This window comes from Epilithonimonas sp. KH_059 (assembly GCF_057838485.1).
This window is the reverse complement of the sequence record NZ_CM174468.1, coordinates 1,512,332-1,536,979: the sequence shown is the minus strand read 5'-3', so window position 1 is coordinate 1,536,979 and position 24,648 is coordinate 1,512,332. Positions and strand designations below refer to the sequence as shown.

General features: G+C 40.7%; 22 protein-coding genes. 12 read left to right on the top strand and 10 right to left on the bottom strand.

Annotated features, from left to right (window positions below):
* Nucleotide 1 precedes the first annotated feature (1 nt).
* Genes AC3IRX_RS07235 through AC3IRX_RS07225 form a run of 3 tightly spaced genes read right to left on the bottom strand, consistent with a single transcriptional unit; the run spans nucleotide 2 to nucleotide 5,221 of the window.
* Nucleotides 2-2,167, bottom strand: coding sequence for a patatin-like phospholipase family protein (locus tag AC3IRX_RS07235; protein ID WP_489209296.1), 2,166 nt, complete (start codon nucleotides 2,165-2,167; stop codon nucleotides 2-4).
* On the bottom strand, nucleotides 2,167-4,614 hold the full coding sequence (locus AC3IRX_RS07230) for a bifunctional UDP-N-acetylmuramoyl-tripeptide:D-alanyl-D-alanine ligase/alanine racemase (protein WP_489209294.1): 2,448 nt from the start codon (nucleotides 4,612-4,614) through the stop codon (nucleotides 2,167-2,169). Before AC3IRX_RS07230 ends, AC3IRX_RS07235 begins: the two co-directional genes overlap by 1 nt.
* 19 nt (nucleotides 4,615-4,633) lie before the next feature.
* Nucleotides 4,634-5,221, bottom strand: a complete 588-nt coding sequence (locus tag AC3IRX_RS07225; RefSeq protein WP_489209293.1) for a thymidine kinase — start codon at nucleotides 5,219-5,221, stop codon at nucleotides 4,634-4,636.
* 60 nt (nucleotides 5,222-5,281) lie between these two features.
* Between AC3IRX_RS07225 and AC3IRX_RS07220 the strand changes: the two genes are divergently transcribed.
* Genes AC3IRX_RS07220 through AC3IRX_RS07200 form a run of 5 tightly spaced genes read left to right on the top strand, consistent with a single transcriptional unit; the run spans nucleotide 5,282 to nucleotide 9,807 of the window.
* Complete coding sequence (locus tag AC3IRX_RS07220; RefSeq protein ID WP_489209291.1) at nucleotides 5,282-6,337, top strand: DUF8457 domain-containing protein; 1,056 nt, start codon at nucleotides 5,282-5,284, stop codon at nucleotides 6,335-6,337.
* Between the two features lie 41 nt (nucleotides 6,338-6,378).
* The gene (locus AC3IRX_RS07215) at nucleotides 6,379-7,755 is read left to right on the top strand and encodes a UDP-N-acetylmuramate--L-alanine ligase (RefSeq protein ID WP_489209290.1); all 1,377 of its coding nucleotides are present in this window, start codon (nucleotides 6,379-6,381) and stop codon (nucleotides 7,753-7,755) included.
* Nucleotides 7,752-8,429, top strand: coding sequence for a 16S rRNA (cytidine(1402)-2'-O)-methyltransferase (gene rsmI, locus AC3IRX_RS07210; RefSeq protein WP_489209288.1), 678 nt, complete (start codon nucleotides 7,752-7,754; stop codon nucleotides 8,427-8,429). The genes AC3IRX_RS07215 and rsmI overlap by 4 nt, the downstream gene beginning before the upstream one ends.
* A gap of 43 nt (nucleotides 8,430-8,472) precedes the next feature.
* The gene (gene fabG / locus AC3IRX_RS07205; RefSeq protein ID WP_489209286.1) at nucleotides 8,473-9,216 is read left to right on the top strand and encodes a 3-oxoacyl-[acyl-carrier-protein] reductase; all 744 of its coding nucleotides are present in this window, start codon (nucleotides 8,473-8,475) and stop codon (nucleotides 9,214-9,216) included.
* Nucleotides 9,217-9,219: 3 nt separating this feature from the next.
* Nucleotides 9,220-9,807, top strand: a complete 588-nt coding sequence (locus tag AC3IRX_RS07200) for a phosphorylase family protein (protein ID WP_489209284.1) — start codon at nucleotides 9,220-9,222, stop codon at nucleotides 9,805-9,807.
* Between the two features lie 128 nt (nucleotides 9,808-9,935).
* Here the strand turns inward: AC3IRX_RS07200 and surE are convergent, their stop codons facing one another.
* Nucleotides 9,936-10,715, bottom strand: coding sequence for a 5'/3'-nucleotidase SurE (surE, locus tag AC3IRX_RS07195; protein ID WP_489209282.1), 780 nt, complete (start codon nucleotides 10,713-10,715; stop codon nucleotides 9,936-9,938).
* A 123-nt stretch (nucleotides 10,716-10,838) separates the two neighbouring features.
* Here surE and AC3IRX_RS07190 point away from each other — a divergent pair, with 123 nt between their 5' ends.
* The 3 genes from AC3IRX_RS07190 to tsaB all read left to right on the top strand — a co-directional run bounded on the left by AC3IRX_RS07190 (nucleotide 10,839) and on the right by tsaB (nucleotide 14,477).
* Nucleotides 10,839-12,965, top strand: a complete 2,127-nt coding sequence (locus AC3IRX_RS07190) for a carboxy terminal-processing peptidase (protein WP_489209280.1) — start codon at nucleotides 10,839-10,841, stop codon at nucleotides 12,963-12,965.
* Between the two features lie 78 nt (nucleotides 12,966-13,043).
* Nucleotides 13,044-13,787, top strand: coding sequence for an SDR family NAD(P)-dependent oxidoreductase (locus AC3IRX_RS07185; protein WP_489209278.1), 744 nt, complete (start codon nucleotides 13,044-13,046; stop codon nucleotides 13,785-13,787).
* Between the two features lie 9 nt (nucleotides 13,788-13,796).
* Nucleotides 13,797-14,477, top strand: a complete 681-nt coding sequence (gene tsaB, locus AC3IRX_RS07180; protein WP_489209276.1) for a tRNA (adenosine(37)-N6)-threonylcarbamoyltransferase complex dimerization subunit type 1 TsaB — start codon at nucleotides 13,797-13,799, stop codon at nucleotides 14,475-14,477.
* 45 nt (nucleotides 14,478-14,522) lie between these two features.
* On the opposite strand, the gene AC3IRX_RS07175 is transcribed toward tsaB, so the two are convergent.
* A complete protein-coding gene (locus AC3IRX_RS07175; protein ID WP_489209275.1) occupies nucleotides 14,523-15,743 on the bottom strand; it encodes a PQQ-dependent sugar dehydrogenase in 1,221 nt (406 codons plus the stop codon).
* 161 nt (nucleotides 15,744-15,904) lie between these two features.
* Entirely contained in the window at nucleotides 15,905-16,285 is a 381-nt protein-coding gene (locus AC3IRX_RS07170; RefSeq protein ID WP_489209273.1) for a hypothetical protein, read from the bottom strand.
* A 59-nt stretch (nucleotides 16,286-16,344) separates the two neighbouring features.
* Here AC3IRX_RS07170 and AC3IRX_RS07165 point away from each other — a divergent pair, with 59 nt between their 5' ends.
* Together AC3IRX_RS07165 and uvrB are read left to right on the top strand one after the other, a co-directional pair.
* Nucleotides 16,345-17,931, top strand: a complete 1,587-nt coding sequence (locus tag AC3IRX_RS07165; RefSeq protein WP_489209271.1) for a S41 family peptidase — start codon at nucleotides 16,345-16,347, stop codon at nucleotides 17,929-17,931.
* Nucleotides 17,932-18,127: 196 nt separating this feature from the next.
* Complete coding sequence (gene uvrB, locus AC3IRX_RS07160) at nucleotides 18,128-20,122, top strand: excinuclease ABC subunit UvrB (RefSeq protein ID WP_489209269.1); 1,995 nt, start codon at nucleotides 18,128-18,130, stop codon at nucleotides 20,120-20,122.
* A gap of 3 nt (nucleotides 20,123-20,125) precedes the next feature.
* Here uvrB and AC3IRX_RS07155 read toward each other — a convergent pair whose 3' ends face one another.
* The 4 genes from AC3IRX_RS07155 to AC3IRX_RS07140 form a co-directional block, all read right to left on the bottom strand.
* Nucleotides 20,126-20,359 carry a DUF3820 family protein gene (locus AC3IRX_RS07155; RefSeq protein ID WP_489209267.1) on the bottom strand — a complete coding sequence of 78 codons (234 nt, stop codon included), beginning with the start codon at nucleotides 20,357-20,359 and terminating at the stop codon, nucleotides 20,126-20,128.
* A gap of 6 nt (nucleotides 20,360-20,365) precedes the next feature.
* Nucleotides 20,366-21,448, bottom strand: coding sequence for an AI-2E family transporter (locus AC3IRX_RS07150; protein ID WP_489209265.1), 1,083 nt, complete (start codon nucleotides 21,446-21,448; stop codon nucleotides 20,366-20,368).
* A 54-nt stretch (nucleotides 21,449-21,502) separates the two neighbouring features.
* Complete coding sequence (locus AC3IRX_RS07145) at nucleotides 21,503-22,234, bottom strand: beta-carotene 15,15'-monooxygenase (RefSeq protein ID WP_489209263.1); 732 nt, start codon at nucleotides 22,232-22,234, stop codon at nucleotides 21,503-21,505.
* 63 nt (nucleotides 22,235-22,297) lie between these two features.
* A complete protein-coding gene (locus tag AC3IRX_RS07140) occupies nucleotides 22,298-23,017 on the bottom strand; it encodes a hypothetical protein (RefSeq protein WP_489209261.1) in 720 nt (239 codons plus the stop codon).
* Between the two features lie 47 nt (nucleotides 23,018-23,064).
* On the opposite strand from AC3IRX_RS07140, the gene AC3IRX_RS07135 reads away from it, so the two are divergent.
* Complete coding sequence (locus tag AC3IRX_RS07135) at nucleotides 23,065-24,042, top strand: aminodeoxychorismate synthase component I (RefSeq protein WP_489209259.1); 978 nt, start codon at nucleotides 23,065-23,067, stop codon at nucleotides 24,040-24,042.
* The gene (locus tag AC3IRX_RS07130; protein ID WP_489209257.1) at nucleotides 24,026-24,631 is read left to right on the top strand and encodes an aminotransferase class IV; all 606 of its coding nucleotides are present in this window, start codon (nucleotides 24,026-24,028) and stop codon (nucleotides 24,629-24,631) included. The genes AC3IRX_RS07135 and AC3IRX_RS07130 overlap by 17 nt, the downstream gene beginning before the upstream one ends.
* Nucleotides 24,632-24,648: the final 17 nt, after the last annotated feature.

Genomic DNA, 24,648 nt, shown 5'->3' with positions numbered 1-24,648 from the left:
ATTAAAACCAGTGTCCTAGGATTACGGTGAATAACCCTTCATTATTAATTGTAAGTGATTTGCTGTAATTTAGTTTTATCTGTCCAAAGGGAGAGCGATAGCCTGCGGTTAACCCTACAGAGGAGTGCATGATATCAAAAAATTGGGTATCTTCCAAAGAATCGAAAGCAGTGGCAACGGAGACACTCGGAGTTAGAAATAGATTTTTATTTACCTTGAATTGGAAATCATTGGAAACCATAAGCACATTGTTTCCGCCTTCTTGTCCCAGCTCGTATCCATTAAAAGGTATCAAATTACCCATGTTTTGTCCAAAAATCCCACCGAGCTTATATTCATAGAAAGGATTAAGCTGTTCTCCGAGAGAAAGGCCCACCATCATTTGGAGTCTATTGGTGTAATAGGAGGTTATAGGAATGTTGATTTTAACATTTGCCTTTGCTTGGAAGATAGAATTATCCGTCTCCTTATCTAGTACGTCTATTAATTTTCCCTCGACGGATAAATAGATGCCTCTCGTTGCAAAATCTCGATCGTCCTGGGTGTCGCTTTTAATAAAGGCATAGGGGTTCAAAAACTGGTCTTTCGTCGAAACTGTGGCACTCGGAATTTGGGATTCAAAATGATCATGACTAAGTCCGCCACCAATTGCGTAACGGTCTTGCCAAACCGACTGGATGAATATATCATTTCGATACCAGGTCTGTTTTTGGTACGTAATTGAATTTTTATCTTTTAAATCGTAAGACATGCGTGAGGAATAGAGTCCAAATCCGGGGATATACCCATTGTCAATAAAATAATTGAAGTAATACCGCGGCGCATCGCCTATAATGATATCCGCAGAAATGGTCGAGTTCCGAAATAACAATCTTTTGGCTGTAAAGTTAATCAGTAAACCCGTTTTAAAGATCTCGTCATAATGGAGCCCAAATTTCAAAAAGAACCGAGTTTCATCCTCATTTACAGTTAGTTTCAAATAGGTTTTGTCCTCTTCTTGGACCAGATCGTAATTGATTAGTTTGTAGTGATTCGTAGCGTACAATTTATCAATCATCTTGTTGATGGATGTGTAGCTCTGAAGAGAGGGTAGAGTCAAATTCATTTTCCCTTGTACGTAATCACTACTAAAGATTTTGTTATTCTCAAGTTTAATTCCTTCAATTTTGTAAAGGTTGTTAAATACGGGGTTTGTTGGGGCCCGTAATAGACTTTCGGTTGATTTTGGAAGTGAATCCAATACGGAACTGTACTTTAGCGCTTCTTGATAGCCTTTCGATAGAATGTTTTGTTTATCTCCATAACTGGTAGCACTAAGTCCCTCCAGATTCGGATGGATATTGATATCTGTATATTGGTATTGATTCTTGGTCTCTTTTTGAATCGAGTAGTCGGTTACTTGGTTAAGGATCGCGATTAAGCTATTTAACTGCTCTCTAGTGGCCAAACCCTGACTTAAATCTACTCCAATGACAATGTCAATCCCTTTGTCTTTCAAAGGTTTTGAAGGATAGTTCACCGTCATCGCTCCGTCAATGTAAAGAGAATCCCCAATCTGTACAGGGTCCATTAAGGAGGGGAACGCGGAACTTGCCATAATTGCATTGACGAGATCTCCTTTTTCGAAGAGTTCCATTTTACCGGTCTCTAAATTGGTAGCCACACACATAAAGGGAATCGGAAGCTTAGAAAAATCATTTACGTTGGATACGTTCTTAAATAATTCTTTTAGCATGTATATGTTCTTCTGACCTGATGAAATCGCAGTTGGCAGGACATTTACCTTTCCATCTTTAATGGGAATATTGAGCAAGTATTTATCCACTGATTTGTTGAAGAACGAAGTTTCTTGCCGCGTCTTTTCATTTGCGATGAGCGTATAGAAATCCGTTTTTAAGACGATCTGCTCAATGTCAGCCGCACGATAGCCTGAGGCGTATAGGCCTCCTACTATGGCGCCCATACTGGTCCCTGAAATGTAATCGATTTTAACTCCTAAAGAGTCTATTACTTTAAGTACTCCAATGTGGGCAAACCCTTTGGCTCCTCCTCCGGATAGAGAGAGCCCAACTTTTGCATTTTTAGGGATGACAAGGTCTTTTTTAACCTGGGCTTGAATGCTTAGGCACAGAGAGAAGACGAGTAGGAGACTTAGTAACTTCTTCATTAGGTTTTAATATAAATTCGTTTAACGCGATGTGAAATGGAAGTAAGAACCTCATAAGGAATCGTTTCGCAATACACGGCAAACTCTTCAAGTGAAGGACTACCGTTAAAAATAGTGACGGAATCTCCTTCCTGCACATTTAAAGTTCCAATATCAAGCATGAGCATATCCATACAAATGTTCCCAACAACAGGCACTAAAGTCCCTTTTACGCTTACAAATGCTTTCTTATTACCAATGCGTCGAGGAATACCATCTGCATATCCCACAGGTAGGGTTGCAATGCGAGTATCATGGGAGGCAATATAGCTGCGGTTATACCCAACAGAATCACCCTCTTTAATCTCAGAGATTTGAGAAATGACGGTTTTGAAACGGACTGCGTTTTGTAGAGAGTCCTTAATGGGCTGGGAAGAACTGACGCCCACCATACCAATTCCGATACGCACCATGTCAAATTGATATTCGGGATAATTTGCAATTCCCGATGAGTTTAAGATATGACGTAGGGGCGAGTACCCTAGTAGAGTGGTAAAGGAAGTCGTAATCCGATCAAAGGTTTCTACTTGGCTTATTACGTAGGATTTTTCTTCGGGTATATCGGAGGTAGATAAGTGAGAGAAAATGGATTTTACATTCACATTTAGCTGCTTAATTTTTAGCGCAAGGGCCTTCATCTCCGATTCTTTAAATCCGAGTCTGTGCATACCCGTTTCGACCTTAATATGAATGGGATAAGATCCCAAATACCCTTTTTGCTCTAGTTGCTCGCAAAAAAGCGCGAGAACTCGAAAGCTATAGATTTCAGGCTCTAGATTGTAGTCAATGATTGTAGCATAACTATGCTGTTCCGGATTCATGACCATAATGGGAGTGGTAATTCCATTTTTTCGAAGTTCCACCCCTTCATCTGCATAAGCAACCCCCAAGTAATCAATATGGTGGTGCTGTAAAAATTCGGCTATCTCGTACCCTCCTAAGCCATAGGCGTAGGCCTTTACCATGGCCATCATTTTCGTTTGTGGCTTGAGTAGAGATTTATGCACATTAATATTATGCAGAATGGAATTGAGGTCTATTTCTAGTACAGTGTCGTGCTTTTGCAGCTCTAGTTGGTTTTTTAAGCGCTCGATTTCAAATCGACGAGCTCCTTTCAACAAGATTAGAGAATCTTCTATTCGTTGAAGAATAGGACTGGACATAAGCTGTTGCGTATGCTCAAAAGTGTAAGTTTTCGAATCAAATAGAGAGGCATATTGCGATATTTCTTCCCCGACTAGAAAAACGGTATCGAATTCTTGTTCATTGGTTAGCTTTGCCACTCTCTCATAGAGCTCTTTCGAGTTTTGTCCTTCGAAAAAATCGGTGAGAACTAAGTTTTTTTCTTGTTTTTGGTATTCTTTTATAAACTGGAACGCCGTAATCAATGAATCGAGATCTAAATTGAAAGAATCATTGATAATTAGGTTTCCTTTTTGACCGTTCACACTCTCAAGTCGCATTTCGACCCCTTTTAGCGCATTGATTTTTGCGATAGCTTCCGAAGCGGAATATCCTAAATAGGTAAGTGTCGTTAAAACACAGAGCGCATTGTTTAATGTAGCGTGATCCCGTTGTTGGACCGGAAGCTGAATTTGCTCTCCCTTAAGTTGAATCTGAACGTCTTTTTGAACGTTTTGCCAATCGCCTATAATGTGTACATCATTATGCGATTTAAAACCAAAACTGAGCAGTTCTCGATCTGCATACTCAGAATTTATCTTTCTGTAAACCTCTAGGTTGTCTCCAGAAAAAATAACCGTATGAGAATGCTTGAAGAGTTTAAGTTTCTCTTCGATTAATTGACTTTCTTCCTTAAAATGATATAAATGTGCAGATCCAATATGGGTCAAGATGCCTATTTCTGGTGAAAGAATGGCTTCCAGCCTCTCCATTTCGCCAGGTTTTGAAATCCCCACTTCAAAAAGACCTAAACGATCCTCGGGTCCAAGTTGTAGGATGGATAGAGGTAAGCCAATTTGAGAATTAAAGCTCTTTGGACTTTTTACCGTCTTTTGACGGTCCCAAAGGCTTTGGTATAGCCATTCTTTAACGACCGTTTTTCCATTACTTCCGGTGATTCCAATGGTTTTTAAGTTCTCAATCTGTCGCAAGTGATAGGAAGCAAGTTGTTGTAAAAAATCTTGCGCATCCTTCACAATTATCCAGGTAAGATCCTCATAATTGGGTAAATATTGCTCTGCAATAATCACATCAATGCCTTTCTCCTTTGCTTCACTAATGTATTTAATCCCACTACTTTTAGGCGTGGTTATCGCGATAAAAGCCGTGTCTTCGGTGGAATAGATGATTCGACTGTCAAACGCGATTTTTTGTACGCGGCGATTTTTGTCACCAATCAGCTCGGAGTTGGTAATATCTGCAATCTGTTGAGCAGTGTAATTCATTGGTTTTTTAATTATGAAACTATCGTTTACGATTGGAGAGCTCTTCCACAAATACGTTGCGGCTCACCGCCTCGTAGCTTTGGGTTTCTCCGAGCTCAACCAAATCTTTACTTTCGGTAATACGTAGGGAGTAGTTGGCTAGATTCCCTGTTCTTTTGCAAATCGCATGTACTTTGGTCACGTATTCTGCGGTCGCCATCAAATCGGGCATCGGACCAAAAGGACGTCCTAAGAAGTCCATATCAAGACCTGCAATAACCACACGAACTCCGTTGTTGGCCAGTGTATTGGCAACTTCAACGATCCCGTGATCAAAAAATTGAGCCTCGTCAATTCCCACGACCGCACAATTAGAGCCTAGCAATAAAATTTCACTTGAACTCTCCACGGGTGTACTACGGATCTTATTGTCGTTATGCGAAACAACTTGCGTTTCGTCATAACGTATGTCTAATTTTGGCTTGAAGATCTCCACGGCTTGCCCTGCCATTTCTGCACGTCGAAGCCTACGAATTAATTCCTCTGTTTTCCCTGAAAACATAGATCCGCAAATGACTTCCATCCATCCACTCTGCTTGGCGTGATTAATTGTATTTTCTAAAAACATTTGTTAAATTAGCCGTAGTTTTGAAGCATCAAAAATAACGAAAATTTAATAAGGTTAGCTATGACTACGATCGAAGATTTAAGATTACAGTATTTTGAGGATTGCAAGGAGATTATCGCAGATTTACAAGAGATTGATAGCGAAATGGAATTGATCGATCAGAAAGCGAATCTTGATATATTGGTGGAGAAAATAGCTTTTTTAAAACATTGTGAGGAAAATTCGCTTTATTTTTCTGCACCAGAACCTGTTTTAGAAGAGGAGGAGACGGAAAGTGAGCAAGAACTAGAAGAGGAGATCGAAGAGGAAAAACCGGCCTTCAATTTTGAAATTGCAGGACCGAGTATTGAAGAGGAATCAGAAACTCCAAATTTAGAGCCTGAGCCCAATCCAGAGCCAGAGGTAGGAGAAAGCATTGAAGCCGAACTCGCGGAAGAGACTACTGAGAATAGAATAGAAAGCGAAGATTTACAAACAGATTTTGAACTTGCAGAGGACTTTGAAGCGCCTACAGCTTGGGAAGAAACGCAGGAAACCATTGCGGAAAGTATACCCGTAACAGCGGAACTAGAAGTAGAGGTGGAAAATCAAACCGAAGAGCTTTTGGAGTCCACTGCAGAGGAAATTGAAATGGAAGAATCGGTGGAAGCTCAAAAGGTTGAAAGTAAGGAGGTAGAAGAGCTAGAAGTTCTAAACCCAACCCAAACCCAGCAGCAAGCACAAGCGCATCGAAACGAGAAAAAGATTAAACTTGCGCATATCAAAGGCTTATCGGGATCCGTCCGGTCTTTATTTGATGAGGAAGTCCTCGAAACCACGGCTTCTTCTCTTCAAAGTCACGTGCCAAGCAAAGATTTTTCAGATACAGAGAGCCAAAACAAGTCCAAGGAACGAACTCATTTTAAATTGGATTTGAACGATCGAATTGCGTTTTCTAAAATCTTATTCGACGGAAGTCAATCGGAATTAAACCACACAGTCAATGAACTTAATGAGTTTCGGGATTTAGCGGAGGCAAAAGACTATTTAAGCCAGGTATACCACAAAAGAGATTGGAAAAAAGTGGATGAGTATGCCCAGAGGCTATGGATGCTAGTAGAGAATAAATTTCAATAGCCGAACCTATTTCCAAAACAAAATATAGAATTTAAAAGCGTATGATTAAAGATATTTCCCAGTTCAATACTGTTTTTTTTATCGGAGTTGCTGGAGTGGGCATGAGTGCTATCGCTCAGTATCTTAGCGGAGTAGGGAAACAGGTTGCAGGCAGCGATCGGTTTTTTAATTCCCTAGAGTACAATCGAACCAAAGAACAACTTGAAGAGGAAGGTATTCAATGTTTTGCGCAGGACGGATCTGGAATTTCTGCTGCAACCGAGCTAATCGTAGTTTCAAGTGCCATTGAAGACACAGTTGCAGAAGTAAAAAAGGCAAAGGAATTAGGAATTCCTATTATCAAAAGAAGTGAGCTTTTAGCCCTGATCGCTAAAAGTAAGCGAACAGTAGCGGTTGCGGGCACTTCCGGAAAAAGTACCACCGCTGCCATGCTTTTCCAAATCCTAAGGGATGGGAACATGGACCCAAGCATTATTACAGGTGCAGGGTTAACAAGTATAATTAAAGAAGGTAAGCTTGGGAATGCCTACGTCGGAAAAGGCGAATGGCTCATTATTGAAGCAGATGAGAGTGATGGGTCCGTGATACAATACACACCCGAGATTGGGCTACTACTCAATATTGACAAAGACCATCAAGAAATTGAGGAATTGATTTCTCTTTTTCAACAATTTAAATCCAATACAACGGGTAGCTTCGTGGTGAACTTGGGTCATGAACTCACACAGAAGCTTTCTGACCATAAAAATGAAGATTTTGGATTCGAAACTCCAGAAGCTCATTACAATGTAACGAATTATGTTCAGAATGAATTTGAGATTCGTTTTGAGCTGCTTGCGCAAGGATTTGAAATGAATGCCCTAGGACAGCATAGTGCAGAGAATGCAGCGGCGGCCGTAGCCGTAGCCCATAAAATTGGAGTCGATTTAAAAACCTGCGCAGAGAGCTTAAAATCTTACGAAGGGATTTTTCGACGCCACCAGATCGTAGGAGAAAAAAACGGAATATGGGTAATTGATGATTACGCTCACAATCCTGCAAAGTGTGCCGCGTCTATCCGTGCAGTTCAAGCTGTAAGACCTAAGGTGATTGCCTGGTTTCAGCCCCATGGATTTGGTCCCACACGCTTTTTAAAAGACGATTTCATTCAAGAAATTTCATCAGCTCTACGTGAGAAGGATGAGATATGGATGAGCGAGATTTACTACGCTGGCGGGAGCGCCACAAAGGATATTTCTGCAAACGATTTAGTAAAAGGAATTCAGAATGCAGGAAAGCAAGCTTTTTTTGTAGAGGATCGAAAAGATCTTTTGAAAAGCATGCGTTCTCATTTAGATTCTCAAAGCGTGCTCTTGTTAATGGGGGCGCGAGATCCTAGTCTAGAATCCTTTGCAAATGAATTTTTTGAAGAGTTATGAGTGGAATCTTGTATTTTGTACCCACGCCCATCGGGAATCTTGAAGACATGAGTTTTCGAGCGGTTCGTATTTTAAAAGAAGTCGATTATATCCTGTGCGAAGACACTCGGACTTCAGGTATCTTACTCAAACATTATGAGATAAGTAAACCTACACGATCCTACCATCTTCATAACGAGCATCATGCGACGGACAAAATCGTGGAAGACCTGCAAAACGGTTCAAACATCGCAATTATCACTGACGCAGGAACGCCTGGGATTTCAGATCCTGGATATTTACTTGCACGCGCCTGTAGTGATGCAAATATAGAGATGATCTGTTTGCCCGGTGCCACCGCTTTTGTACCGGCATTGGTAGTCTCAGGGATTCCGAACAATGAGTTTTTCTTCGCAGGCTTTCTACCCGCCAAGAAAGGGAGACAAACGAAATTAAAGGAACTTGCCGCCTTAGGAAAAACCATAATATTGTACGAGAGTCCGCACAAAATCAATACTGCACTTGAACAGATTTTAGAATTTTTTGGTCCGGAAACTCGCGTGAGTTTAAGTCGGGAAATATCAAAAAAATTCGAAGAAACAAAGCGCGGAAGCATTCTGGAATTGATTGCGTTTTCAAAAAGCAAAACCTTAAAAGGAGAAATCGTTCTCATTATAAACAATACAAAGAATTAACCAACGAAAAAGGAGAGCGTCCTTTTTTACTTATTTGATATATATGAAATTACTAGAAGGAAAAGTGGCCCTTGTTACGGGCGGCACAAGAGGAATTGGGAAAGGAATTGTAGAAGGATTTGTCGCACAAGGTGCACAAGTAGCTTTTACCTATGCAGGATCCGTGGAGAAAGCAAAAGAACTTGAAACGACACTAGGTTCCGATACAAAAGTAAAAGCGTATCAATCAGACGCTTCTGATTTTGATGCGGCCCAGCAACTGATCGACGAAGTAATGGCTGAGTTTGGAAAAATTGACATTCTAGTCAATAACGCCGGGATTACAAAAGACAACCTAATGCTTCGTATGTCAAAGGAGGATTGGGATACGATTATTCGTGTGAATTTAGATTCCGTCTTTAATCTTACCAAAGCGGTCATTAAGCCGATGATGAAAGCAAAATCTGGATCGATCATCAATATGACTTCTGTTGTCGGGGTTAAGGGAAATGCAGGACAAGCAAATTACGCAGCTTCGAAGGCGGGTGTGATTGGCTTTACAAAATCCATTGCACTTGAGCTAGGTTCCCGAAATATCCGTTGCAACGCAATTGCTCCAGGGTTTATCGAAACGGAAATGACCGGTGCACTCGATCAAAAGACAGTTCAAGGGTGGAGAGAAGCCATTCCTTTGAAACGTGGAGGACAACCTAAAGACGTAGCAAATGCCTGTGTATTTCTAGGAAGTGAGTTATCAGGGTACGTTACAGGACAAGTTCTTAACGTGGACGGTGGAATGCTAACGTAGGTCATGGCAATTTGTATTGACGGCACGACGTATCATCAACCGCTTCTGGTTTTTGCTATGGAAGCAGAAGCAGGACAAGAATTCAAAGAATTTGAAACCCTTTTTACGGGTGTTGGCAAAGTGAACGCAGCGTACCATTTGACAAAACGGTTAATGAGTGGACCCAAACCCGATCTCGTTTTGAATCTAGGCACGGCAGGAAGTAGCTTTTTTAACCGAGGTGAAATTGTGGTCAGTGAAGCTTTTGTTCAAAGAGATATGGATGTGAGTGGACTTGGACTTCCCAAGTACAAAACCCCCTTTATCGACGAGCCTGAAGTTTTAGCTTATGGTCTGGTTCCAAATGGGTTTGAGAAGGGAATATGCGGTTCAGGGGACAATTTTGAAACCACGATGAAGAAAGATATTTTTAACTTAATCGATATGGAGGCTTATGCGTTTGCCTTTCTATGCAAACGCGAAGATTTACCTTTCGTTTGCTTAAAGTATGTTTCAGACGGTGCAGATGAGTCCGCGGCAGAGGACTGGAGCACGCAATTAAAAGTAGCTGCAAATGCTCTTAGGGGCGCAGTGAAAAGATTGGAGCTATAGTCGATTAAGAATTCGTTCGACAAAAACCCTTCAGGGGATTTTTAAGTACTATAAAAAAACGGGAGGCTAATTAAAGGCCCTCCCGTTTTGGTTATTAGTAGTGATAGAGTCTACCCTTGATTTTTTAATTAGGTGTTTAGCACCTCTCCGAGATCTTTAATGTACTCGTGAGCAGTTAGGTCGAATTTGACGGGAACCACAGAGATATATCCTTCAGAGAGAGCTACTTCATCTGCATCTTTCCCTTCATCCATATTGTTGAAATATCCGCTTAACCAATAGTATTTTTTACCGTGTGGGTTTACTCTTTCGTCAAAACTTTCTTCCCATTTTGCATCTGCTTGTCGACAGACACGAATTCCTTTAAGCTCCTCTTTTTCTAACTTAGGAATGTTTACATTTAAGACGATCCCTTTCGGAAGAGGGTTGGCTAATGTTTTTCTTACGATTTGTTGAATGTACTCCTTTGCTTGTTTGAAGTCAGCCTCCCAGCTGAAATCAAGAAGTGAAAAGCCTATGGCTTGTAGGCCTTCAACGCCTGCTTCCACTGCAGCGGACATGGTCCCTGAGTAAATGACATTAATTGAAGAGTTAGCTCCATGGTTTATACCTGAAACCACTAAATCGGGTTTTCGAGTGAGAATCTGGTTCAATGCGAATTTTATGCAGTCTACAGGCGTACCGCTAAGAGAATAGTCCTTTTGCGGCCCTTCGAGATTTATTTCTTCAAAGGTAAGCGTAGAGTTTATCGTGATGGCGTGACCTTTGCCACTTTGAGGAGAATTGGGTGCGACCACCACCACTTCTCCAATTTCGTTCATAAATTCAACCAGGTTACGAATTCCGGGTGCTGTAATGCCGTCATCATTGGTTACCAAAATGAGCGGTTTTTGAGTTGTCGTATTCATTTTCACAAAATTAATCAAAAATTAGATGACATTTTGTAAATAAGGTATTAAATTTGATTCCTTGTTTCGGTCATGTAACAAATGACAAGGCCATTCAACCAATTATACAAACGAACGTTCAATATGTTTAAAAATTTCAAGTTCAATACTTTACTTCTTTTTATCCCTTTGACTTCTTTGGTGTTTTGTTTTAACTCACCCAAGAATGACGATGAAAAGATGCAAACGATAATGGTAAGTGTAAAAAATACACTTAGCTATTTACACTATACCCCAACGCCGATTAACGATGCGTATTCCCAAAACGTTTACGATACCTACATAGGTATGATTGACCCTGCAAAACGTTACTTTTTGAAGTCGGATACGGAAGAGTTCGCAAAGCATAGAACGCTACTCGATGACTATTTGAATCAAGGGGATCTTACTTTCTATAATTTGACTTATAATCGATTGTTTCAACGAATCGACAAAATTGATCAAGCGACGCAGGAAATCTTCAAGAACCCGATCAACCTGAAAGAAGATGAGGTTCTGATCCTTGAACCTGAAAAGAAAGAGTTTCCAGAAACAGAAAAAGATCTCTATAACGAATGGAAAAAGTACATCAAGTACAATATTTTACAAGAAATAGAATCTCTTAATGCAAAAGAGGAGTCTCAGAAAAAGAAGAAAGATTCGGTGATCAAACACAAATTAGTGGATACGATCAAAGTTGAGATTTTAACTCCAGAACAAAAGCAGGTAAAAGCGACTGAGGAGGTAAAAGACCTAGTGACGGAATCCTTTAAGCGATTTAAGAAAAGGAAAAAAATGGATTGGTTTACGGTGTATATGAATGCATATACAGAAGTATTTGATCCTCATACGAACTATTACTCTCCAAAGGACAAAGACGATTTTGATCTGATGTTTAAAGGAAAAGTGATTGGAATTGGAGCTCTAATTCAAGAAAAGAAAGGCTATTTATACCTTGGACAATTAACCATAGGGGCACCGGCGTGGAAATCGAAACAACTAAGCGACGGAGATAAAATTCTTAAAGTTAGATCCAAACCAAGCGAAGAGCCTGTTAATGTAGTTGGAATGCTTGCAGATGAAGCGGTACGCCTAATTCGCGGGGAGAAAGGAACAAAAGTGACCCTTACCGTGGAGAAGAAGGACAAAACCATTAAAGAAGTAACCATGGTTCGGGAAGAAGTAGCTATTGAAGATACCTTTGCTCGTAGTATTGTTGTGGATGCACCGGACGGTAAGAAATATGGATTTATAAACTTACCTAGTTTCAATGCAGATTTCGAGGATGCAAAAGGACGAAATGCTTCAGACGACATCAAGAACGAGATCCTAAAACTTAAAGCCCAAGGCATCTCGGGGATCATTCTTGATTTAAGAAATAACGGGGGTGGATCGCTTACAGAAGTAGGGGATATCATGAGCTTGTTTATGAAGGAGGGAGCCTATGTTCAGGTGAAAAATGGAAATGGAAAGATTCAAACGCTAACCACCAAAGCAAACGATCCCATTTGGACCGGTCCGCTAGTAATCATGCAAAATGAACTATCCGCTTCCGCTTCTGAAATTTTATCAGGTGTAATGCAGGATTACGGTAGAGCCGTACTTGTGGGTTCGCCACAAACCTATGGTAAGGGTACCGTACAGACCTTTGTCGATCTCAACCGATTTTTAAGTACGAACGATGATTTTGGATCTTTAAAGCTGACCATTCAGAAGTTTTATAGAGTAACAGGAGAGTCCACGCAGAAGAAAGGGATTGAATCCGACATCGTAATGAACGATTTCTTTACCCACGCTGAAATTGGGGAACGGTATGAAGATTTTGTTCTCGCCTGGGATAAGATTCCAGCGGCCCAAAACATTAAACAAGAGAATCGATTTGACCTTGTAAAATTGAAGCAAAATAGTGCTTCGCGTTTAGCGAAGGATGACATATACCAACTCGTTCAAGAGTCTGCGAAATGGAAGGAAAAATTAGACAAGGAGGATACAATTACCTTGAATATTGATAAGTTCAGCGCCCTTATGCAAGAGCGAAAAGCTCAGATTAAGCGTTTTGAAGCCCTTGATAAAAGCGAAAATGGATTGAAATTCATTCGCTATGAAGACGAGTTAAAACGTGAAAAAACAGATGATGCGTTTCAGAAGAAATCAGAAAACTGGATTAAGAACTTGCAACGTGATATTTATTTAAAAGAAGCAGTTCATGTAATCTCTGAACTCCCGTCCTAAACTACCGCACGAATTTTTAATCGTCATTAACAAAGCGACAAGCTCAGTTGATGACGATTTTTTTAATGAGATAAGGAAATGAAAACAATTTTTATAACGGGCGCAAGCTCTGGAATAGGCAAAGCAGTGGCTACTTATTTTGCACAGAAAAAGCATCGATTAATCCTCTGTGGGAGACGAGAAGAGAAGCTACGAGAATTAGAAAAACAGTTTTCTGAGTGTGAAGTGCATGTCCTTGTGTTTGACGTTAGGGATCGTGAGAGTGTTCAAAAGGCTGTAGACTCGATTCCGGAGGCGTTCCAAAAGATTGATGTTCTAGTGAACAATGCGGGAAATGCGCATGGAACAGACAGTCTACTCACGGCGAGCCTAGATGACTGGGACGCGATGCTGGATGGCAACGTGAAGGGTCTACTGTACGTTTCTAAAGTGATTCTTCCTTTATTGACAGAGAAAGGACATATTGTGAATGTAAGTTCTGTAGCGGCAAGACAAACCTATGCAGGTGGAGTCGTATACTGTGCAAGCAAACGAGCAGTGGATGTGATTTCAGAAGGTATGCGCCTTGAATTAACCCAAATGGGGATCAAAGTAACCAATATTCAGCCTGGGGCGGTAGAGACTGAATTCTCAGACGTCCGATTTAAAGGGGATAGAGATAGAGCTAGCAAAGTTTATCAGGGTTTTCAGGCCCTAAAGGCCGAAGATGTCGCGGATGCGATTGGGTATTGCGTGGAAGCTCCCGCGCATGTCACCATTTCTGATCTCACGATCTATCCCTCCGCACAGAGTGAACCAAGGACTATCCACAAAAATGAGTAATTTTGCAGCATGACGATTTTACACATTGAATCTTCTTCAAAAAATTGTTCCGTGGCCGTTTCCAAAGGCGAGGAGCTCTTATGTTTATGTGAAGAGCGATCTGAGAATTATAAGCAAAGTGAAAATTTGCACCCATTCGTTTCGTGGGCGCTTGAAGGAGCGGGTCTTACACTAGAGGATATAGAGGCAGTTTGTTTGGGTATGGGACCGGGATCCTACACAGGTCTAAGAATTGGTGCTTCCAGTGCAAAAGGATTTTGCTTTGCACTTAACATTCCGCTAATTGCTATCAATTCGATGGATACCCTCGTAGAACCCTTTTTAAACAGCGGTTACGAGGTTATTATACCTCTAATTGATGCAAGACGAATGGAAGTATATACCGCAGCGTATGACGGTGCTACAGGAGAACTGCTCGAGGAGAGTCAGAATCTTATTTTAGAAGAGGACAGCTTTTCAAAATACGAAGGAAAGAAGGTTCTTTTTGTAGGAGACGGTGCACTTAAAGCCCAGTCTCTCCTGACGCTATCCAATGCCAATTACAAGAATGAAATTCTTCCTTCTGCGCAGTACCTAATTCGGAAAGCAAAAGCAAAATTTGAAGCAAAAATGTTTGAAGACATTGCCTATTTTGAACCGCTTTATCTGAAAGACTTCCAGGGAGTTAAAAAATCAGACATAAAAAAATAGCCTTCAGGAATTGAAGGCTATAGGATCGTTTGTAAAAAAGGATTCTTATTTTTTCGAGACTCTAAAGAGTTTTCCACTATCGGTCACCGCATAAAGATGGCCGTCTTGTCCACTAAGGACATCTCTAAATCTTTCACCGTACTCCGTGAGTAGCCATTCTTCTCCAATTACCTTATTATTTTCAATCACTAATCGGATGATTTTTTGTCCGCTTAAGCTTCCAATAAACAGATTGTTTTTCCATTCATCAATCGAACCCGTGTAGAAATCAATTCCACTGGGAGAAATTGAGGGATCCCAATAATAGACAGGCTGCTCATACCCTTCTTTTTGCCCAATTCCTTCTCCAATGACAGCGCCACTGTATTCTCTTCCGTAGGTAATAATGGGCCAGCCGTAATTAATTCCCGGTTTTATTAAATTGACTTCATCTCCCCCTCGAGGTCCGAATTCCGTTTCCCAAAGCTCTTTTGTTTCAGGATGAAACACGAGGCCTTGTGGATTCCGATGCCCGATGGAATAGATCTCAGGTTTCCAGCCCAAGGTATTCGTGGAGGCTGCTTTCCCCTCTTTCGTTAGTTTAAGAATTTTGCCAAGATAGGCATTGCCGTCTTGTGCGAGTGGCCGTGTAGGTAGATCAGATCGTTCCCCGGTCGTCACATAAAGAGATCCGCTTGCGTCAAAGGCAAGACGACTCCCATAATGCAGTTTGCCATCGTATACAGGAGTAGCCCTGAAAATGACTTGTATGTTTTCAATTGATTTTTCATCCGTGGAGAGGACTCCTTTAGCCACCGAGGTATGGTTTCCGCCTTTAACGGGTTCCGAATAAGACCAGTATAATGTTTTGTTGTTTTTGAAATCTGGATCCAGTGCCACATCTAAAAGACCGCCTTGTGCTTTAGAATCCACAGCCGGAAGTCCCTGAATTTTATGACTAGATTTACCATCTTTACTCACGAGATTCATCCATCCGTTCTTATCTGTGGTTAAAAACCGAGAGTCAGGTAGTTGAATTACTGCCCAAGGGCTACCTAGGTTTTCATTGAGAATTTCAACGGAATAAGGAGTGGAAGTATGGACACCTTTGATTCGGGTTTGACCTTCAAAAGCAGCTGCAATATCTGTGTTGGGCTTTTCCGTTTCCGGATTCGCGCCCTCAGTTGTGGTTGCATTTGAATTACTCGAAGTTGTTGAAGTGCCGTTTTGGCAGGAAAATAGAAGTGTACCCAATAGAGGTAAACACAAAATTGCTAACTTTTTCATAGGATTGGAGATTAAACACTCTAAATTTAAGAAAAAATAAATTAGCAAATTACATTCACCTAGAGACTTGTAAAAAGGGTATGGGACTACATTTTACACGAGAACTCCACGGGCAATTCTTCGTTTAAAAGCTTCCTATTTCTTGAGTCGGATCAAAAGGATTACTTTTCGATTAATTGAAAGGGAACCTCCTTGAAAATTTCGGTAGAGTCCTTTTGGAACAGAATACCGTTGGGCTTTTCGACCGTTTTAGGCCTAAATCCTAACAATGTACGGGATTCTGCTAAGATTCTAAGGTGGTAAACAAGACCTTTTTTATCGCTCGGAAGCACTTGGTGCTGTAGACGATTAATGACCACTGCACTGGGCAATGCGTTCTCGTTAGATAATTCAAAATCAACAAGATATCCCTTCTCGTTTCCTTCGTTAAAAGATTGGTACGTCGGGTTTTTCACCTCTGGAATATCTGAGGTTTTACAAGCGATGCTCACGAGTGATAGAATAATTAGTAGAAAAGACTTCTTTATTTTAGTTATTTTCATATTTTTACGATCTAGCTTTTGACATTTCACAAAACTAGTAAAAATAAGATATGAAAACTATGAAATTTAGAAAAATTGCATTAACCTCCTTAACAGCGCTTGCTCTCTTAGCAAGTTGCTCAAGAGATGAAGATCCAGCGCCTAAACCAGATCCTAAACCAGAACCCCCGGTAACCAATATCACGCCCGATAAAGTAAATGACTTTGTATGGAAGGCGATGAACTCATGGTATTACTGGCAGAAAGAGGCCCCTAATTTGGGCGATACTAAATTTGCGACTCCAAACGAATATGCCACTTTCATTAATGGAAAAAGTCCAGACAAATTATTTTACGAGTTGTTGTTTGAATATGAGGTAACAGACTTTTTCTCTTGGATTGAAAACGACAATGCGATTGTTTCAAAAGCGCAATATGTGGCAGAAGAGCAGTCTACGACAGGATTGGAACTTGCTGTCTTAGGAAAAGGGGATAACACCGGAAGATATGTGGCATTAGTGAATTATATCGTTCCAAACTCAAGTGCCGATAAGGCGGGACTTAAAAGGGGGGACGTCATCACAAAGGTGAATGGGCAGTACCTTATGGGTTCTAATTATTCGCAGCTATTCGGAGGCTCGTTTAACCTCACAAGAGCGAATACAGCCTCTTACAATGACGAAACGGGTGTGATTTCCACGACCGACAAGGACGAATCCATTGCGATCGCTAAAACCATGGTGGAAGAAAACCCGATTGCGCACTATGAAGTGTTTAAAGAAGGTGGAAGAACGATTGGATACCTTGTGTTCAACGGGTTTAAAATTGATTATAATGACGAGTTAAACGCACAGTTTGCTCAAATGAAAGCAGACGGAGTAAACGAACTTATTTTAGATTTACGTTACAATGGAGGAGGCTCTCTTGACACAGCTGTAGGACTTGCACAGATGATTAATGGCTCGTTTACGGGAGGAGATTATGTCTACCTAGATTTTAACGACAAACACAATCAATACGATGAGTTTGATAAACTTAGTGACAAGATCGAAATCTACAACATAGTAGACGGTCATCAAGAAAAAACAGGAGAAGTACAGCAAATTAATAGCTTAACCCTACCGAAAATTTATGCTCTGGTTTCTTTCCAAACCGCATCCGCAAGTGAGCTTACGGTCACGAGTTTAAAGAAGTACATCGATGTGGAGGTAATTGGATATCTAACCGTAGGGAAGTTTGTGGGATCGCATACTCTTTATGATTCTCCTACTTCTGACTTCTTAAACTACGACAACCGAAACAAAGATCACAAATGGCAATTGCAACCGATCACCTTTGCTTATTACAACAAAGACATGGATCCCCATCCAATGGTAAGACTAAACGACGGAAGCATTGTACCTGGAATCATTCCAAGCAAACAAGAAAATTTCATTTCTCCTTTTCAGTGGGTTGGAAAGGTTAAAGAGTTTGGGAATCCAAGCGATCCTGAATTAGGGCGCGCTTTAGATATCATCAAAGGAAATAATGTAAGTACAACGGCAACGATGAGAAATCGTGCTATTTTAAGCAATAGAGGCGGGGCTAAAATGTTGTCCAAGCCGATGAGTGCAGCAAAAGGATTGTATATCTCTGATGTGACTCAATTCCGTAAACCTTCAAATTAAGGTTAAACCTATTTTTAGCAAAGAGGAGCATCCCTATCCAGGTTTGCTCCTCTTTGCCGTTTCAAAGGGGCTTTAGGCTAGTGCAAGAGTTCCTTTTTCACTTCTCAAAAATACAAAGCAGCCGCTTTCTTTTTTCGTACTTTTGTAGGGAAGAGGGAGTATCCTCTTCTTATTAAAATCGATAGCGAACCATTATATGAACTTTCAACTACAATCCGAATTTAAACCCACGGGCGATCAGCCGCAGGCCATTGAGAAATTAACAAAGGGTTTAGAGGAGGGTGAAAAATACCAAACGCTGCTAGGGGTTACCGGTTCTGGAAAAACGTTTACCATAGCCAATCTTGTGCAGAACGTACAAAGGCCAACCATCGTTCTTGCCCATAACAAAACTTTGGCTGCACAGCTCTACATGGAGTTTAAGGAATTTTTTCCTGAAAATGCAGTCGAATACTTTGTCTCTTACTATGACTACTACCAGCCTGAGGCTTATATCGCAAGGACAGGAACCTATATTGAGAAAGATTTAAGCATAAATGAAGAAGTGGAGAAGCTTCGACTTGCGGCGACAGCCAGCCTATTGTCGGGACGAAGAGACGTGCTCATTGTGGCTTCGGTTTCGTGTATCTACGGGATTGGAAATCCAAGTGAATTTCACAAATCCTTAATTACCCTAGCCGTCGGTGAGAAATTAACCCGTACCTCACTCCTTCATTCCTTAGTGAATGCACTTTATGCCAGAACGCTTAACGAGTTTCAAAGAGGAATGTTCCGTGTAAAAGGAGATGTCGTCGATGTGTTTCCTGCGTACGCAGACAATGGAATTCGAATTCAATTTTACGGAGATGAAATTGAGAAAATTCAAGCCTTTGATCCGGTTACGGGAAGCGTGACTTCTAATTTTGAAAAAGTTCAGATTTATCCAGCCAACTTATTTGTCACCTCAAAAGAAACGCTCAATGGAGCCGTACGACAAATACAGGATGACCTTGTCGACCAAGTCAGTTTCTTTGAGAAAATTGATAAGCCCCTTGAGGCCAAAAGGCTAAAAGAAAGAACTGAACTAGATCTTGAGATGATTAAAGAACTCGGGTATTGCTCGGGTATTGAAAACTATTCTCGGTATTTAGACGGCAGGCTTCCGGGCACTCGGCCCTTCTGTTTGCTCGATTATTTCCCTGAGGACTATTTAATGGTCATTGATGAAAGTCATGCTACGATTCCCCAAGTGCATGCAATGTTTGGAGGAGATAGGAGCCGTAAAGAATCGCTTGTAGAGTTCGGTTTTCGACTTCCTGCTGCGATGGACAACAGACCTCTAAAATTTGAAGAGTTTGAAGGAATGCAGAATCAGGTGGTCTATGTCTCAGCCACACCGGCGGATTACGAACTAGAGAGAACCGGGGGAGAGTATATCGAACAAATTATTCGCCCGACGGGCCTATTAGATCCTATTATTGAAGTGAGACCTACAGAGAATCAGATTGACGATTTGATGGAGGAGATTCACAAGAGAACGGAACTAGACGAACGAGTACTAGTTACCACACTTACCAAGAAAATGGCGGAGGAGTTAAGTAAGTACTTCACGAAATTTGGAGTCCGATGCCGTTACATTCATTCCGATGTAGAAACCTTGGAGAGAATTCAAATAATGCAGGATCTACGAACAGGCGTTTTTGATGTGTTAATTGGCGTGAATTTGCTGAGAGAAGGTCTCGATCTACCTGAAGTATCGCTTGTGGCTATTTTGGACGCAGACAAAGAAGGAATGCTTCGTTCACGTCGCTCCATGATCCAAACCGTAGGAAGGGCTGCCCGAAACTTAAATGGGATGGCAATTCTCTATGCCGACAAGATGACTAAGAGTATGCAAGCTACGATTGACGAGACGAATTACCGCCGTGAAAAGCAAAGGCATTACAATGAAATCAACGGTTTAGAGCCTAAACAGATCAACAAAAAGATTTCGTCTGCACTCGTCGGTAGTGCTCGTGATTTCCCAGAGGAAAAATACACGCAACGTGAAGTGTTGAAGCAAGTCGAGAAAATCAAGACAAACTTAACGAAGGACGAACTACGTGAACTACTCGATCGCAAACAAACGGAAATGGAATCAGCAGCCAAGAATCTAGATTTCATTCTAGCCGCCTCGATTCGAGACGAGATTAAAGCTTTGAAAGGGGAATAGTACTTAAGAGAACTCGCCCGACTTCACTTTTGCCTTAATAGGAATTAATAGTTCTGAGAGGCCATTTAGCTTGATTTCATAAATGGTTGAAAGTTGCATCCCTAGTTTTCCAGGGGGCATTCCCTTGCGCTGAAACCATTCCAAATACGAGATAGGCAAATCGCAAATAAGGCTTTCTTTGTATTTACCGAAAGGCATTTTCGTATGACAAATTTCAATAAGTATAGTAGGGTCCATAAAGGTCTAAATGCTTAAATCAATTTTCTTTTCAAGCTCTTCATCGTCGTCGAGGATGAGCTCGTTGTCATCTTCGCTAAATTCATTGTGGTAAACTTGGATGAGTAATACAGTCATGGAGACTAAGATCGGTCCAAAAACAAGACCCATGAATCCAAAAAGATTCATCCCCATAATGATTCCAAATACCGTGTTAAGAGGGTGAATGTTTTCAAGTCTTCGAAGCAGAGTGAAACGCAGAATGTTATCTGTGAGACCCACTGCGATCAAACAGTACAAAAGAATTCCAATTCCTCCTGTACTATCGCCCTCCGCAATCATGAAAATACCGACCGGTACATAGATGATAGCAGCCCCAACAATCGGGATCATCGAGGCAATGGCGGTTAGTGCAAAGAGCAAAATAGGACTTGGTGCCCCGAAAATAAAATACCCTATTAGGGCCACGATCCCTTGACCTAATGCTACCACAGGAATTCCCACAGCATTGGCAACGACTAGTTTTCTGAATTTTTCTCCAATTAAATCAATGTTAGCACGCTTTAGAGGTACTGCATTTCGTACGATTTTTTCAAATCGACGTGGCTGTTCTAGCATGAAATAGAGCATGAAAAAGAGCGAAGCTACCACTGAAAGGGTGTTGAATGTACCACTTAATGCGGAGGTTGAAAACTTCGCAGCACTGGCTTTAATTCCATCCAAATTGCTGGAACTGAGTAAATCAATCTTCGTTTTGGATAAAACAAATGTGTGAATTTTGTCAACAAAGACATTGAATTTTTCCAAATATACTTCTGAATCCCCAAGCTTCGCGATCAGCATATCCCCAAGCAAGTAAATGGGAATAATAAGAATAATTAACGATAAAAAGATAATCAAAAAGGAAGACCACATCGGTTTCCAGCCTCTTTCTTCTTGAAGGTGAAAATTAAACTCTCTGCAGACGATATACAAAGTGAGTGCCCCTAATAGAGCAGGAATAAAAAGAGCAAGATTAAAAACGATGAGGGCAACTAAGGCCGTGATAAGCAGAATTAAAAATGCCTGCTTAATTTTGACTCCGCTAATGATTTGATTGCGATTCGGCATAGTAAACAATTTAAAATCCTCTTAATAGGACTGTCGAGAGTTGTGGGTTAGAAATTAATTTTCAATTAATTCTCTTGGCTTCCCTAAATAAGCACAGTAAGTGCTGTACATGACCACATAAATGAAAGGCAGCGTAATTAAAATACCTATACCACAAAAGATAACACCTGCAATGCAAATAAGTCCTCCCAGAAGAGTAGTTCCTAAGAAAGTGCCATAATTATCTTTTGCAATCGAATAGCTTTTTTTGATAGCCTGTATTGCATTTGCATTTTCAAAGAGCAAAATTGGATATCCTAGTAAAAATAGGGGTGCAACAAAAAGTCCCGGTAAAAAACAAAGTGCGAATGCAATCCCAACGATTAGGGAAGAAAGGATTGAGTATAAAAATATGTTTAGGAAATTCTGTCTGTACGCAATGAAAAGATCGCTGAAGCGAAGAGGTTTTTGGTTGTCGTACCGGCTGGTGATGTAGATGAGTCCTACAAAGAGGGGCGCCGCAAGCCAGCTAAAAATTCCTGAGAAAGCATAGTAGGACTTTACTCCTTCCATTTCAAATAGGTCTTGGGCCCTAAAATCATCGCCTGCCTCCACCATTTGTGTATAAATCGCTTGGGAATCAAAACTAAAAAGGGCTTCAAGTAATAGATTTCCTGCAATATATACCGCCATGGCGAGCAAGGCAAACCAAAATACGCCCTTATACATGTCAAATGCGTGGGAGATAAGGCTACTTGTGTTCTTTTCGGGAGGTGTAGAATTTCTGAATTCGCTTAGATTTTCCATAGTTTAATGTATAAATCAAAAATAGCCTATTTCACCGAAACTATCATTAATTTATCGATAAATTTAATGAACTTCATTAAAAACTCTACGATATAGGGCATAAATCATTGCATTCCAAAATGGATATGTGAAAACCGCTCCGACGATCGTAAAAAGGCCTATGTACTTAAAAAGGAGGGCCACTATGCAGCATACAAAGATCTCGAGGGGGTATCGCTTTAATCCCTTAAAATTCAAAGGGATGGTTTCAAAGAGCTTTCGGCTCATGAAAAACATCAGTGGTGCGGTAAACAGTGTTAGTAGTACCCAAGCAAACCCTAAGATCACGGTTGGAATTGTATAGAGATAGATTAGAATCCAAAAAAGGAAATAACTCGTGAAAATAAAGAAATTGATTCCCTGGTAGCCTGCGAATAAATCTTGCAGTACAGGTTTTTCTCCTAAGTCCATTTTTCGGTACATTTTGAAAAATCCGAGGTTTAAGGGATATAAGAAAACAGCCGTGGCAATCATGATCCAATAAAAAGTCATGAAATTCGGAAGTAAAATCATTTCTTGAACCCCCTGTTGATAGGACTCCATGCTTTCTGAAAGTCGGGCAGAAAGAGACAAGTAATGATCCATAATGCCATACTTAACGGCAAAATAATATCCAACAACAATATAGACACTAAACGTAATCAAACTGAAAAGCACCTGGTATAAAAGAGTGCGACTCCAGTAGGAAAATGCTTGCTTTAAGATCGATTCAATCCCTGGTTTTTGAGGGTACAATTCGGGCATTTAAAATGTTTTTGCAAAAATAGGGTTAAATAATTTACTTTTGTGCGATGAGTCAAAATTTCGAAGCGAAATTTAATTGGATGGATACTCTATCTCTACGAAAGGAGCCTTTTTTCTTTATGGTCGATTTCGAAGGGACAGAGATTGTGGTGCATCCTTTAGAGGAAGTTGTAGAGAATGGGATTTTCTTTGATTTCCCCACTTTGAAATTGGAGAAAGTTCAAAAAGAGGCTTTAAAAGATCTCACCCTCAAAGCGATGCCAGAATCGATTCAGTCCTACAAAGTAGGTTTCGATCTTGTTCACGAAAATTTGATGCTTGGAAACTCATACTTAGCTAATTACACCTGTAAAACCCCCGTAGAAAGCACTTCGAATTTGGAGGATTTCTACTACGGATCGAAAGCGAAATATAAAGTGTATTACCAGAATCAGTTTTGCTCGTTCTCCCCCGAAACCTTTGTTGAGATCTCGGGAGATAAAATGTACACCTATCCCATGAAGGGGACCATTGAAGCCTCGGTAGAGAATGCTGAGGAAATACTTAGAGAAGATCCGAAGGAAAAAGCAGAGCATTACACGGTAGTCGATCTACTTCGCAATGACTTAAGTAGGGTTTGTGATGAAGTAGAGGTGGATGAGTTCCAAAGAATTGATTATTTAAAAACGAATCAGAAGGATTTACTGGCCATGAGTTCTCAAATATCGGGTCGGATTAAACCGGAGTTTTCCGGCAAAATTGGCAGTATAATGAAAACATTGCTACCGGCAGGCTCCATTTTAGGTGCGCCTAAGGCAAAAACGATGGAAATTATTCACGAAGCGGAAAAGCAGCCTCGAGGTTGGTATACCGGGGTGGCAGGTGTCTTTGACGGTGAATCTCTCGACTCGTGCGTTTTAATTCGGTTTATCGAACAAGAGGAGAATTCACTTTTTTTCCGGAGCGGAGGTGGAATCACGCATCAAAGCGTGATGGAGCAGGAATACCAAGAAATGATAAATAAGATTTATGTCCCGATTCATTGAAAGTATAAAGGTTACGGAGAGGGGAGCCTCCCTTCTCTCTTATCATCAAAAGAGGGTAGAGGACACTTTTCAATTTTTTGGCAAAATCTGTCTTATAAATCTTGAGCAAATCGCTTCTTCGCATGGGAGAGTCGATTCAGGCGTACATAAATTGAGGGTAGTCTATGATTTAGAAGGTAAATTCGAATCGACGCTTACCCCTTACGTTTCCCCAGCCATTCCTTCCTTTCAACTGGTTGAAAGCCCAATGATTTCCTATCGTTTCAAAAAAGAAGACCGTGGAGAATTAGAGCAAACCCTTCAAAACATTCATCCTTCGCAAGCTTTAATCACACAAAACGGCCTTTTAACCGATTCCACATTTTCCAACTTAGTGTTTTTGAAAGAAGATTCCTGGTATACGCCAGAGAGCTATTTACTGAATGGAGTTCAACGCCAATCTTTGTTAGACCGCAAAAGAATACAAGAGGTTCGCATAGGGGTAAATGATCTTCAGAACTATAGTCATTTTGCACTAATCAATGCATTAAACTCCTTAGAGGATTCCACTCGATACCCGCTTGATTTTATTCAAAATCTTCCGGTTTAATTTTTAGTTTATCTACT